At 44.7% G+C, this 12382-nt stretch carries 13 protein-coding genes; 4 read left to right on the plus strand and 9 right to left on the minus strand.

What is annotated here, in order from left to right:
• Positions 1–17: 17 nt before the first annotated feature.
• Entirely contained in the window at positions 18–623 is a 606-nt protein-coding gene (locus tag BCV39_RS20105) for a LuxR/HapR/OpaR family quorum-sensing transcriptional regulator (RefSeq protein ID WP_019824386.1), read from the minus strand.
• A gap of 336 nt (positions 624–959) precedes the next feature.
• Here BCV39_RS20105 and hpt point away from each other — a divergent pair, with 336 nt between their 5' ends.
• Positions 960–1490, plus strand: coding sequence for a hypoxanthine phosphoribosyltransferase (gene hpt, locus BCV39_RS20110; RefSeq protein ID WP_060982661.1), 531 nt, complete (start codon positions 960–962; stop codon positions 1488–1490).
• 75 nt (positions 1491–1565) lie between these two features.
• On the opposite strand, the gene can is transcribed toward hpt, so the two are convergent.
• Complete coding sequence (gene can / locus BCV39_RS20115; RefSeq protein ID WP_048658190.1) at positions 1566–2234, minus strand: carbonate dehydratase; 669 nt, start codon at positions 2232–2234, stop codon at positions 1566–1568.
• Between the two features lie 286 nt (positions 2235–2520).
• Between can and BCV39_RS20120 the strand changes: the two genes are divergently transcribed.
• The 3 genes from BCV39_RS20120 (at position 2521) to BCV39_RS20130 (ending at position 6176) form a co-directional block, all read left to right on the plus strand.
• A complete protein-coding gene (locus BCV39_RS20120; RefSeq protein ID WP_170960822.1) occupies positions 2521–4152 on the plus strand; it encodes a SulP family inorganic anion transporter in 1632 nt (543 codons plus the stop codon).
• A gap of 334 nt (positions 4153–4486) precedes the next feature.
• Entirely contained in the window at positions 4487–5404 is a 918-nt protein-coding gene (locus BCV39_RS20125; protein ID WP_048658189.1) for an ABC transporter ATP-binding protein, read from the plus strand.
• 1 nt (position 5405) lies between these two features.
• Positions 5406–6176, plus strand: a complete 771-nt coding sequence (locus tag BCV39_RS20130) for an ABC transporter permease (protein ID WP_010435987.1) — start codon at positions 5406–5408, stop codon at positions 6174–6176.
• A 105-nt stretch (positions 6177–6281) separates the two neighbouring features.
• Here BCV39_RS20130 and panC read toward each other — a convergent pair whose 3' ends face one another.
• The 7 genes from panC to sfsA all read right to left on the minus strand — a co-directional run bounded on the left by panC (position 6282) and on the right by sfsA (position 12348).
• Positions 6282–7172: a pantoate--beta-alanine ligase gene (panC, locus tag BCV39_RS20135; RefSeq protein WP_048658188.1), complete on the minus strand. Its 891-nt coding sequence runs from the start codon at positions 7170–7172 to the stop codon at positions 6282–6284.
• Positions 7173–7180: 8 nt separating this feature from the next.
• Complete coding sequence (gene panB / locus BCV39_RS20140; protein ID WP_017059433.1) at positions 7181–7975, minus strand: 3-methyl-2-oxobutanoate hydroxymethyltransferase; 795 nt, start codon at positions 7973–7975, stop codon at positions 7181–7183.
• 22 nt (positions 7976–7997) lie between these two features.
• Positions 7998–8483 (minus strand): 2-amino-4-hydroxy-6-hydroxymethyldihydropteridine diphosphokinase, encoded by a 486-nt coding sequence (folK, locus tag BCV39_RS20145; protein WP_004735459.1) that lies wholly within the window; start codon positions 8481–8483, stop codon positions 7998–8000.
• The gene (pcnB, locus tag BCV39_RS20150; protein WP_019819797.1) at positions 8480–9835 is read right to left on the minus strand and encodes a polynucleotide adenylyltransferase PcnB; all 1356 of its coding nucleotides are present in this window, start codon (positions 9833–9835) and stop codon (positions 8480–8482) included. Before pcnB ends, folK begins: the two co-directional genes overlap by 4 nt.
• A 183-nt stretch (positions 9836–10018) precedes the next feature.
• Positions 10019–10894, minus strand: a complete 876-nt coding sequence (gene gluQRS / locus BCV39_RS20155) for a tRNA glutamyl-Q(34) synthetase GluQRS (protein WP_048658186.1) — start codon at positions 10892–10894, stop codon at positions 10019–10021.
• Between the two features lie 146 nt (positions 10895–11040).
• Complete coding sequence (gene dksA, locus BCV39_RS20160; protein WP_004738189.1) at positions 11041–11487, minus strand: RNA polymerase-binding protein DksA; 447 nt, start codon at positions 11485–11487, stop codon at positions 11041–11043.
• Positions 11488–11622: 135 nt separating this feature from the next.
• The gene (gene sfsA, locus BCV39_RS20165; protein WP_102433046.1) at positions 11623–12348 is read right to left on the minus strand and encodes a DNA/RNA nuclease SfsA; all 726 of its coding nucleotides are present in this window, start codon (positions 12346–12348) and stop codon (positions 11623–11625) included.
• Positions 12349–12382: the final 34 nt, after the last annotated feature.

Raw genomic sequence — 12382 nt, forward strand, 5'->3', positions numbered from 1 at the left:
AATCTCGAATCTCGAATCTATTTATAAATGCACAGCATGTTTAAGTAGCTATCTGTTAAGCTTGAAAGCTCTTCAGGTGTTTCTACACGTTTCGCTTGGATGAATAGCGAGTAGCAGATGCCGTGGAATAGGTTCGCTAGATGCTTAGGATCGTGATCGTCACAAACTTCGCCGCGCTCAATCGCTTTACTAAACATGTTTTGTACCAACATTTGGTTAGTGCGGTTTGTTGTTACGAACAGTGGCCATACTTCATCACGCGTCGATGCGCTCCATTCGAACCATACGTTCAACCAGTGGCTGTCTTGAGCTACTAGTGTCACCATTTCAGTCGCAATATTATGTAGGTTTTGTTTTGCGTGAATATCTAGATCGATATTGTCTGAAAGGAAGTTTGAGAATTGACGGACAACATGATTAAGCACTTCATCAACCAGATCTTCACGAGTAGGGAAGTAGTTAAATACTGTTGCTACTGATACCTGAGCGATGTCTGCAATGTCAGCGTGACCACCACGGCCAATGCCGCGACGAGAGAACACTTCAAGCGCGATTTCCATCAGCTGAAGTTTTCTTTTTAAAGGTGAAAGCCTAGTTCTAGGTCTCTTAGAGATTGAGTCCATTTTATTTTCCTTGCCAACGATTTTTTTATATTAATGATTTTATTATTATTTAAGCCAAGATGAGTGTAATGGTGCATATGCGAATGGTCAATCCTTTCAGCTTGTTTAATAGACAGTTACATCAAACTTGATACATAAAGCGTGATCCACATTGATGTGAAAGGAGGCGACTATCAGACAAAGCACAAGTGCACATTTCATTGATAATCTGACAGTAAATTGGAACCATAAGGTGGTGTGGGTATTTGAGCAGTGCTAGACTTACGCACAAATTGAGCGGCACCAATGGCAAAACTGTCTACACTTGTCGCAATCACCAAACAAAATGAGAGCAGTATGAAGCATACAGTTGAAGTCATGATCTCTGAGCAAGAAGTTCAGGATCGAGTAAACGAACTAGGCAAACAGATCACGGAACACTACCAAGGTAGTGAAGATCTGGTTTTAGTTGGCTTATTACGTGGATCGTTTGTCTTTATGGCGGATCTTGCTCGTGCTATTGATTTAACTCACCAAGTTGATTTCATGACCGCGTCTAGCTACGGCAACGGCATGGAAAGCTCACGTGATGTTCGTATTTTGAAAGACCTTGATGATGATATTCAAGGTAAAGACGTTCTACTTGTAGAAGATATTATCGATACGGGTAACACGCTGACTAAGGTGAAAGAGATTCTAAGCCTACGTGGCCCTAAGTCTATCGAAATTTGTACGCTACTAGACAAACCTTCTCGCCGTGAAGTGACTGTAGATACAAAGTGGATTGGTTTTGAAATCCCAGATGAGTTCGTTGTTGGTGTTGGTATCGACTACGCACAAAAATATCGTCACCTACCGTACATCGGTAAGGTAGTACCTCAAGAGTAATCATTGCGCTTGTGGTTTAGAAGTCATTAAAAAGCCCGCTTGATGCGGGCTTTTTGTATTTATTACAGAAGGGGGTTAGCTTTGTTGACTAAGAAGAGGCGTCGTTAAGATCTTGTTTAATGCATCTAAGTGACTGTTCTCTAGGGTATCGTTACTTGAGCAACGTACGCCAAGGTCTTGCAGCTTGCCATCGCCAATACCATAAACCACACCGTGGATTTCAACTTCTTGGCCACGCTCCCACGCATTCTGCATAATGGTTGAGTTGCCTAGGTTATAAACCTGTTCTGCGACGTTAATTTCGCACAACTTGTCACCCCATTGCTCACGAGGTAGCCCTTCGATTTGCTTACGGTATTTTAGGTAGTTATCACGGATATGAAGTAACCAGTTGTTGATAAGGCCAAGTTTAGGGTTATCAATCGCCGCATTAACACCGCCACAACCGTAGTGACCACAGACAATGATGTGTTTAACTTTGAGTACATCGACGGCGTACTGCACAACTGAGAGGCAGTTTAAGTCGGTATGAACCACTTGGTTCGCCACATTTCGGTGAACAAACAGTTCGCCAGAATATAAACCAGTGAGACGCTCGGCCGGAACACGGCTATCTGAGCAGCCAATCCATAGAAAACCAGGGCTTTGACCCTCTTCAAGCGTTGTAAAATACTCAGGTCGTTGAGAGCGAATTTCTTCTGACCATTTAGAGTTGTTTTCAAAAAGCTGTTTAATCTCTGGCATTTTGCGTCTTACATCCCTTAATTAAGAATCTCAACTATACACAATGTTACAAATTCAATCTCGTAAAAACTGTGTCAAATAGTACTCATCTGACGTGTACTCGTTGTTAAAATCATTAACTTAGCGTAGAAGCTATGATCCGGTTATAAGACATGAATAATGTGATTGAATTAACACTTTCTGAACACTTGATACATTTGTTAAAGTGATAAGGTTTGTCATTTCATCATCAGGAAGGTGTGTTTTGTTTGGAAGTCGTTTTACGGATATCAATCTCAAAGGGGATATGTTTGGTGGTGTCACTACAGCCATCATCTCATTGCCTTTAGCATTGGCATTTGGTGTTGCTTCTGGTGCGGGCGCGGAAGCTGGCCTTTGGGGAGCCATCATGGTTGGCCTATTTGCAGCTTTGTTCGGCGGTTCAAGCAGCCTGATATCTGAGCCAACCGGCCCGATGACAGTGATCATGACGGCGGTAATGACCAGCATGGTGGCTAAATATCCTGAAACCGGAATGGCAATGACCTTCACCGTGGTAATGATGGCAGGTGCATTTCAGATACTACTCGGTACGTTAAAGCTCGGAAAATACGTTACTTTGATGCCATATAGCGTGATCTCCGGATTTATGTCGGGTATCGGCGTTATTCTAATTATTCTGCAGTTGTCCCCTTTATTAGGACACGCAGCCCCCTCTGGAGGGGTGATGGGCACGCTTTCCGCACTTCCAGATACACTGGCTAATCTTAAAATCAGTGAGCTGTTTTTAGGCGCTTTGACACTCGGCATTCTTTTCGGTTTTCCCGCTAAGTATCGTAAGTATGTGCCTGCTCAACTGGTCGCTTTGGTTGCTGTGACGCTCTTGTCTGTCATTATTTTTGATACCGATTCTATTCGCCGCATTGGTGAAATCCCAGCCGGTTTGCCTTCTCTCGTTATCCCTACAATCAGCGCTGAACAGTTCACTACCATGGTTATTGATGCCTTGGTACTAGGTACGCTTGGCTGCATTGATACGCTTCTTACCGCGGTTATCGGAGACTCACTGACTCGTAAAGAGCATGACTCAGACAAAGAACTTCGCGGCCAAGGCATTGCGAATATGATCTCTGGTCTGTTTGGTGCGCTGCCTGGTGCGGGGGCAACCATGGGGACAGTGACTAATATTCAGGTAGGAGCGCGTTCTCCGCTTTCAGGTGTTATTCGAGCTTTAGTACTTGCGCTAGTGGTATTGGTTGCGGGTGGCTTAACAGAACCGATTCCTATGGCAGTGCTGGCTGGTATCGCGATGTATGTTGGTTTCAATATCCTGGATTGGAGTTTTATCCAACGCGCACACAAGGTTAGCTATGCCGGCATGGGCGTGATGTACGGCGTGATGCTCCTGACTGTGTTTGTCGACTTGATTATTGCGGTCGGACTGGGCGTGTTTATCTCGAATATTCTGATTATTGAAAGATTGAGCCGAGAGCAAGCCAGACAAGTTAAGGCGATCAGTGATGGTGATGACGAAGACGATATCCCATTGACCGATAGCGAACGTCAGTTACTCGATAGTGCCAATGGTAAGGTTCTGTTCTTCTATCTTTCAGGGCCAATGATCTTCAGTGTTTCAAAAGCGATTTCACGCCAGCACTCAAGTATCTCTGACTATGAAGCGATGATTCTAGACCTGACAGATGTCCCTATGATTGATGTCACTGTTGGCCTTGCGCTAGAGAATGCGATTAAGGATGCATTGGATGCGCAGTGTGAGGTGTACCTGCTGTGTCCTAATGAGAATACTCGTCAGCAACTAGAGAAGTTCCACGTGATTGACCTAGTACCTGAATCCAACACTTATCGATTCAGATATGAAGCGCTGACGGCAGCAACAAGCTATGTCGACAGAGATGAGCATCAATTTGAGTCAGTTTAATTTTCAGTAATAAGCGAACATGAATGAGCTGATATGAATAAGCTATAGACGCTCACTTCAAGGCTGATCATTAATGCCGTTAAGTGAATCACTTAGCGGCATTTTTATATTTACTGAACATTGATTTAGTCTTCACGTAGCCAAGACGCTTATTTTTTTTGAAATAAACTCTCACACGATATTTGTATTCATCGTTAATCAACGATAAACTTGTTTGCAAAATGGCCGAGTAAACAAGTTTGGGTTAGTTTTCTGCTAGCTCGTTTTAAGCATTACTCTCTTCCTCAAGCTCGGTCGTCTACATCTTATCTATAGCAAATGGCAGTCTATCTCTATGTATGCATTAGAAATTGAGCAATTAAGAAAAACTTATGCTGGGGGCTTCGAGGCTCTTAAGGGCGTTAGTTTACAAGTAGAAAAAGGCGACTTTTACGCACTACTTGGTCCAAATGGTGCGGGTAAATCAACCACCATTGGTGTTATCTCTTCACTGGTAAACAAAACTTCAGGCAAGGTTAAAGTGTTCGGTTACGACATTGATACTGATCTGGAGTTGGCGAAGCAGAACTTAGGTCTAGTGCCCCAAGAGTTCAACTTTAACCCGTTCGAAACCGTTGAACAGATCGTGTTGCAACAGGCGGGCTATTACGGCGTGCCAAAAGCATTGGCGAAAGAGCGAGCGAAAAAGTACCTATCTCAACTCGATTTGTGGGAAAAACGTGGCGAACGTGCGCGTAACTTGTCTGGTGGTATGAAGCGTCGTTTGATGATCGCGCGTGCATTGATGCATGAACCTCATTTGTTGATCCTTGATGAACCAACGGCGGGTGTTGATATTGAACTGCGTCGTTCAATGTGGGAATTCCTAAAAGAGATCAATGAGAAGCAGGGCATTACCATTATCTTGACCACGCACTACCTAGAAGAAGCGGAAATGTTGTGTCGCAACATCGGCATCATTAATCGCGGTGAGTTGATTGAGAACACAACCATGAAAGCGCTGTTGGGCAAATTGAGTGCTGAGACCTTTATTCTGGATCTGGAAGAAGGCACGACAGAACCTAAGCTTGAAGGTGTGAATAGCCAAGTCATGCTCAATGGCTCGCTAGAAATCGAAATCGATAAAAACCTAGGTTTGAATACCATCTTCGCTCAGTTGAGCGAGCAACAGGTGAAAGTCCTCTCTATGCGTAACAAAGCAAACCGTTTAGAAGAGCTATTCGTGAGTATTGTCCGTGAGGGGAGTAAATAATATGTACAGCCTATATTGGACAGCTTTCTGCAGTTTGTTGACGAAAGAGATCAATCGATTCACGCGTATCTGGGTGCAAACTCTGGTGCCGCCAGCGATTACCATGACGCTTTATTTCATCATCTTCGGTAACCTGATTGGTGCTCGTATTGGTGAAATGAACGGCTTCAGTTATATGGAATACATTGTTCCTGGCCTGATCATGATGTCGGTGATCACCAACTCATATTCGAATGTGGCCTCGTCATTCTTTAGTGCTAAGTTCCAAAAGAATATTGAAGAGTTGCTTGTAGCTCCGGTTCCTAACTACGTGATTATCGCCGGTTTCGTAATGGGTGGTGTAGTGCGTGGTTTGTTAGTGGGCACTATCGTAACCTTCGTATCTTTGTTCTTTGTCGACTTACAAGTTGACCATTGGGGGGTGATCATTGCGACAGTATTTTTAACGTCGGTAGTGTTCGCTCTGGGTGGCTTGATTAACGCGGTATTCGCACGCACGTTTGATGATATCTCTATTATCCCAACCTTCATCTTAACGCCGCTGACGTATCTGGGTGGTGTGTTCTACTCAATTAGCCTGTTGCCTGAGTTTTGGCAGGGTGTGTCGAAGCTGAACCCGATTGTCTACATGGTAAACGCGTTTAGATATGGCTTTCTGGGTGTGTCTGATGTGGGTATCGTGACGTCGTTTGGCGTACTAGGCGTGTTTATCGTGCTGTTGTATGGCATTGCACACTACCTAGTGACAAAGGGTATTGGCTTACGTAGTTAATACCTAGTTAGCCAGAATTGCAGGCAAAGAAAAAGGTCGATATTACATCGACCTTTTTTGTCTCTTTCACTTGTGCTTTTGCTTTGTGTTTAGAGAAGAAAGCGATTACTCAGCGGTTTCTTCTTTCACTTCTTCTTTGGTTTCCGTTACCAAGTCGAGAACTTGGTTGTCGATAAGACGAGTCTTACCTAGGAAAGCTGACATAAGAATCACAGCTTGAGTGGATTCTGGAGTGATCGCTTGTAGCGTTTTCGCATCACAAATGAATATCTCATCTGGTTGAAGATCTGCAGCGCGTAGCTGGTCGGTTGCATCTTCAATTACTGATGCGTAGTCATCGCGACCACCACGAATAGCACTGCTGATCCAGCGCATAGTACGCGCTAGAACTGGTGCTCGTTGGCGTTCGTCAATCGTTAGATTGCTATTGCGAGAGCTCATTGCCAAGCCGTCCATTTCACGAACGGTCGCAACGCCCACAACTTTAATGTCTAACGCTAAGTCAGTGGTCATCTGGCGAATAACAGCAAGCTGCTGGAAGTCTTTTTTGCCGAAGCATGCAAAGTCTGGCTGAACAATGTTAAACAGCTTGGTGACAATCGTCGCTACGCCACGGAAATGACCTGGACGAGATGCACCTTCAAGCATGTGAGATATGCCAGGGACCTCAACAAACGTCTGTTTGTCTAATCCATCTGGATACATCACCTCTGGCGTTGGTGTAAATACCAGCTCAACGCCTTCGCCAGTTAGTTTGCTTAAATCTGCTTCTAACGTGCGAGGGTAGTTGTTTAGGTCGTCGGCGCGGTCAAACTGCATTGGGTTTACAAAGATGCTTACCACAACGATGTCTGCCAGTTCTCGAGCTTTCTTTACTAGAGTTAGGTGGCCTTCATGTAGGTTTCCCATTGTCGGTACAAAAGCAACCGTACGTCCATCACGCTTAAACTGTTTAATCTGCTCACGAAGAGCCGCTATTTCAGCAAAAGTTTGCATACTTACTCCTAAGCGATTGTATGAGCTTCATCAGGGAAGCGCGCGCTCTCTACTTCTTCTTTGTATAGAGCTACTGCCTTACGCATATCACCGGTTTCTGCTAGGAAATTCTTAGAGAACTTCGGCATGTAGTTCGCAGAAATACCGAACATGTCATGCATAACCAATATCTGACCATCGGTAACATTGCCGGCGCCGATACCGATAACCGGTACGTCACAAGCTTCTGTAATTCGTTTTGCCAATGAAGCTGGCACACATTCAAGTAGAACGATTTGAGCGCCTGCGTTTTGCAGGGCTAGCGCGTCAGCAACCATTTTGTCGGCTTGCTCGTCGTCACGACCTTGAATTTTGTAACCACCAAAAATGTTCACAGACTGAGGTGTTAAGCCTAAGTGTGCACATACTGGTACTGCACGTTCTGTTAGCATCTTTACAGTATCAACCAACCAGCTTCCGCCTTCGATTTTTACCATATTCGCGCCAGCACGCATCAAGGTAGCTGCGCTTTCACAAGCTTGCTCTGGAGTCGCGTAGCTCATGAAAGGCATGTCAGCCATAAGAAGGCAATTAGGGCTACCAGCACGCACTGAGCGAGTATGGTAAGCAATATCTTCAACGGTGACAGGTAATGTATCGTTATGGCCTTGTAGAACCATCCCTAGTGAATCACCGACAAGTAGTACAGGCATCTCTTGGCTTTCGAATAATTGAGCAAAGCTCGCATCATAAGCTGTCGACGTCGCGAATTTACGGCCTTCACGTTTGCATTTGATCAGGTCGTTAATGGTTACTTTTTTCATTGGTTTTCCTTAATGCGCTTGGCTATTGTTGCCAAACATTGAGCCCGTTCTTATCTACTATTTTCAGTAGTTCTGTCAGCTCAGTCCCATCAGGGAGTTGTAAACTTGGTGCGATTTCAGCAAGCGGGTAGAGTACAAACTCTCGTTCTTTCATTCCGTAATGAGGAACAATTAAGCGCTCTGAATCGATCACCTCATTGCCGTATAACACAATGTCGAGGTCCAAGGTTCTTGGCCCCCAACGCTCGTCTTTACGGACGCGCCCTTGCTCTAACTCGATCTTTTGAGTGCAATCAAGCAGTTCAATTGGCGTTAATTCGGTTTGGATAGCGACTACCGCGTTGATGTAGTCCGGTTGATTTTGCGGCCCCATTGGAGTGCTACTATATAGCTGAGAGGTCGCAATAAACGTTGATCGCGGTAGGCTTTTTAGCGTTTCGATAGCCAAATTTGCTTGGCTAACTGGGTCGGCAAGGTTGCTGCCGACCGCAATGTAAGCCGTTATCATTCTGATTGCTTACTCTTTTTGTTTCGGTAAGTCTTACGGCGACGATGGCCTGACTTTGATGGTGCTGCAACGTCGTTAGCCATCGCTTGACGCATGTTGCGACCGGCTGTTTGATAACGCTCCCACCATTTCGCAAGATCTTTAGTTTCGCCACCCTCAATCTCACCACGCATTTCTAGGAAATCGTAGCCTGCACGGAACTTGTTGAGCTCCATAAGACGAACAGCGCGTTTACCGTTGCGACGAGGCAGTCGAAGTTGCAGTTGCCAAACTTCGCGAATGGTTGCGGTGTGACGACGAGGAATCGCAATAGACTTTACTTGCTGATCAAGAATGATGTTACTCGCTTCCATGATCGCGTCATAGTGCGCCATACCCTGTTCAGCGACAAGTTTGTCTGCAAGCTTGTTCATTGGGTACCAAAGCATCGCTGCGAACATGAATGCTGGGTTTACTCGCTTACCATCTTCGATGCGAAGATCGGTTGAATCGAGAACCAAATCAAGCATCTGCTCTGTGTGAGAGTCGTAATCTTCTGTGAAGTATTCCGCTACAGCTGGGAACATCTGCTGAAAGAGGTTGTACTCGCGCATTAGGTGGTAGGTTTCTAAACCGTGACCTGATTGCAGCAATTTCAGAGACTCTTCGTAAAGACGCGCTGCTGGGATATCTCTTAGAAGGTGCGCTAACTCTTCAATCGGGTCAGCTGTGTCTTCTTCAATATCGAAATCCAGTTTAGCGGCGAAGCGCATTGCACGTAGCATACGTACTGGGTCTTCACGGTAACGCGTTTCTGGATCGCCAATCAGGCGGATCAGTTTATCTTCTAAATCTTCTACACCACCCGCGTAATCGTGGATGCTGTAGTCTGCAATGTTGTAGTACATCGCATTGATTGTGAAATCACGACGCTCTGCATCTTCATCAACACTGCCATACACGTTATCGCGCAATAGCATGCCTTCTTTCGATTGTGCAGACACGTTTTTCGATGGTTCTTGGTGGTGGCCACGGAAAGTTGCCACTTCAATGATGTCACGACCAAACATGATATGTGCCAAGCGGAAACGGCGACCGATAAGACGACAGTTTCTGAAGAGGTGTTTGATTTGCTCTGGCGTTGCGTTGGTCGCAATATCAAAATCTTTTGGCTGAGAGCCTAATAAGATATCGCGCACACCACCACCAACTAGAAATGCGTCAAAACCCGCACCATTCAGGCGATATAGCACTTTTAGTGCGTTGTCGCTGATCTGCTTGCGTGAAATATTGTGCTCTTGACGAGTATAAATATTCAGAGCTAATTCGTGGAATCCGCGTTGTTCGCTTGGGGTATTGTCGTTTGTATTCATTAGTTTAGAACAAAGTAGGTATCGCCAACTTTGTTTTTCTCTTAGTCCAAAGTGGTAGTGCAGAGTTTAATTGCGGCTAATAATAGCTTAGCGCGAGCCATTTGAGAACATCGTCTGCTTAACCACAGTGGTTGGTTATGGCATTTTTATGTGTCGTTTTTGCTATTTGCCGTGAGTTTCGAGCTAATTACAGTGCTCTTTTTGTAAACTATCAGGTAACTGACTGACGTTCCATTGTTGGCAGCCCCACAATAAAATCTCATCCATTGAAGCCTCACAAAGGGCTGTCGGGATATCAAAACCTAAGAATCGCATCGCGTTGAGTAACGTTGGTTTTGGATTGTCGAGATTGATTGCGGTGGCATGGTTCTGTTTTGACAGTTTATTCCCCAAGTCATCGGTTGCCAATGGTAAGTGCAAGTAGCTCACTGTTTTTTGCTTGAGCGTCTTATATAAACTGATTTGACGGCCTGTTGGCTCTATCAGGTCTGCGCCTCTTACGACTTCCGTTACTCCTTGTTCGATGTCATCAAGGACAACGGCCAAGTTATAGGCAAACAATCCATCTCTGCGTTTAATAATAAAATCTTCTTCAGCTAATGCTTTAGGGATTTGAATCGTGCCGTGGCGCACATCATCAAAGGACTCTACAGGAAAATCCATGCGTAAGCGCACCGCTTGTTCACCTGAATCGATTAAGCCTGCATCTCGACAGTGACCATTGTAAAAGCCACCCAAAGCCTTTATCTGCTTACGAGTACATTGGCAGTAGTAGGCTTGTTTATCAGCGACCCATTGATCAATTTGAGCTTGATACATGTCGTGACGCTGGCTTTGATAAACGACTTCACCATCCCAAAATAGATGGTAAGCCTCAAGCGTCTTAAGAATCAGGTCTGCAGCGCCGGCCATTTCTCTTGGTGGATCTAAGTCTTCCATACGAACCAACCATTTTCCTTGGTTAGATTTTGCTTGGAAGTAACTACCAAGAGCAGCAACAAGTGAGCCAAAATGAAGAGGACCTGACGGTGATGGTGCAAAGCGCCCGATATAATTCATGTGTGAACAACCTAATCTGGATGGTACCGCAGTAGCCGATTCTTAAGACGTTTAACTGTCGTATTATTGTTTCTAACTCGCGCTTTAACGCTGAGTTCACCAACAAAAAAGGGAGCCAAGGCTCCCTTTCTTTACATCTGCAAGAATTAACCTTGCATCTGTTTCTCTTTGATTTCTGCAAGTGTTTTACAGTCAATACAAAGGTCAGCAGTTGGACGAGCTTCAAGGCGACGAATGCCAATCTCGATACCGCAAGAATCACAGAAGCCGAAATCGTCTTCTTCGATCTTGTCTAATGTCTTCTCAATTTTTTTGATAAGACGACGCTCACGGTCACGGTTACGTAACTCTAGGCTGAATTCTTCTTCTTGAGAAGCACGGTCAACTGGGTCTGGGAAATTCGCTGCTTCGTCCTGCATGTGGTGCACAGTACGATCAACTTCTTCCCTGAGCTGGTTGCGCCAAGCTGCTAAAATTTTTGTAAAATGTTCCGTTTGCTCAGGTGACATGTACTCTTCACCTGGCTTTTCTTGGTACGGTTCAACACCTGCGATGGCTAGGATGCCTAGCGCTTTTTTCTTAGATTCTGGCATACAGCATCTCCTATTTACACCTAGTCAACTGCAAAGCAGCTAATTTTAAGGCGGGTATCTATAGCAGAAAGAACGAATGGTGGCAAATACTCTTATTCAAACTTGCAATCAATGTGATTAGTTCAGCATCTTTGCTTAGCTATTGATAAATTCAACAGCTTGTTTTAGTTGTATTTGAGTATTGCTGAGCTCTGCTTTATAGCAAAGCACTTCAACTCCAGCGTCTTGTGCTTGTTTTAGTAATAACGAATATTTGGCGTCTATATGGTGTGCCGCAGACACTTTTTCAATACCTGAATGTAAAACAGTGAATAAAAGTACGGCTCTATTTCCAGATTCGACCATTTCTGTGAGTTCACGCAGATGTTTTTGGCCTCTGGTGGTGACCGCATCAGGGAAAAAGCCTTGCCCTTTAGTTGACGTTTCTTGCTCGTCGAGCAAAGTGACGCTTTTTACTTCGATATAACAAGGCGGCTTTTCGTTATCCTCAAGCAGAATATCAATGCGACTATTCTCACTGCCATATTTCACTTCGGTTCGTAACGCGTTATAGCCTAAGAGTTCAACTATAGTATTATTTTCAATTGCTTCCACTGCCAACTGGTTTGCTCGCGCAGTATTTACACAAATACGATGACCTTTGTCTGTTTCTGAGATCTCCCAGCTGTTTGGGTACTTTCTTTTTGCATTATCGGAGGTTGAGTACCACACCGTATTGCCAGGAGTCGCACATCCTGTCATCGCTCCAGTGTTAGCACAGTGGATAGTACGCTCGCTGCCGTCTGGAAGTTTGATGTCAGTGAGAAAGCGTTTATAGCGTTTAATAAGAGTCGCTGGCTCTAATGGGGGATTGAACTGCATATTACTTATTTAGACAGGTAGGTTTTTATGTACA

Origin of the sequence: Vibrio sp. 10N.286.55.E10 (assembly GCF_002872555.1) — a bacterium.
Lineage (GTDB): Bacteria > Pseudomonadota > Gammaproteobacteria > Enterobacterales > Vibrionaceae > Vibrio > Vibrio crassostreae.

Bases quoted from the DNA above. Each gene is read 5' to 3' on its own strand.
- folK (WP_004735459.1), bottom strand. From the start codon at position 8,483: ATGATAACGGCTTACATTGCGGTCGGCAGCAACCTTGCCGACCCAGTT.
- panC (WP_048658188.1), bottom strand. From the start codon at position 7,172: ATGCAAACTTTTGCTGAAATAGCGGCTCTTCGTGAGCAGATTAAACAG.
- pcnB (WP_019819797.1), bottom strand. From the start codon at position 9,835: ATGAATACAAACGACAATACCCCAAGCGAACAACGCGGATTCCACGAA.
- BCV39_RS20105 (WP_019824386.1), bottom strand. From the start codon at position 623: ATGGACTCAATCTCTAAGAGACCTAGAACTAGGCTTTCACCTTTAAAA.
- dksA (WP_004738189.1), bottom strand. From the start codon at position 11,487: ATGCCAGAATCTAAGAAAAAAGCGCTAGGCATCCTAGCCATCGCAGGT.
- gluQRS (WP_048658186.1), bottom strand. From the start codon at position 10,894: ATGAATTATATCGGGCGCTTTGCACCATCACCGTCAGGTCCTCTTCAT.
- panB (WP_017059433.1), bottom strand. From the start codon at position 7,975: ATGAAAAAAGTAACCATTAACGACCTGATCAAATGCAAACGTGAAGGC.
- hpt (WP_060982661.1), top strand. From the start codon at position 960: ATGAAGCATACAGTTGAAGTCATGATCTCTGAGCAAGAAGTTCAGGAT.
- BCV39_RS20120 (WP_170960822.1), top strand. From the start codon at position 2,521: ATGTTTGGTGGTGTCACTACAGCCATCATCTCATTGCCTTTAGCATTG.
- BCV39_RS20130 (WP_010435987.1), top strand. From the start codon at position 5,406: ATGTACAGCCTATATTGGACAGCTTTCTGCAGTTTGTTGACGAAAGAG.
- sfsA (WP_102433046.1), bottom strand. From the start codon at position 12,348: ATGCAGTTCAATCCCCCATTAGAGCCAGCGACTCTTATTAAACGCTAT.
- BCV39_RS20125 (WP_048658189.1), top strand. From the start codon at position 4,487: ATGTATGCATTAGAAATTGAGCAATTAAGAAAAACTTATGCTGGGGGC.
- can (WP_048658190.1), bottom strand. From the start codon at position 2,234: ATGCCAGAGATTAAACAGCTTTTTGAAAACAACTCTAAATGGTCAGAA.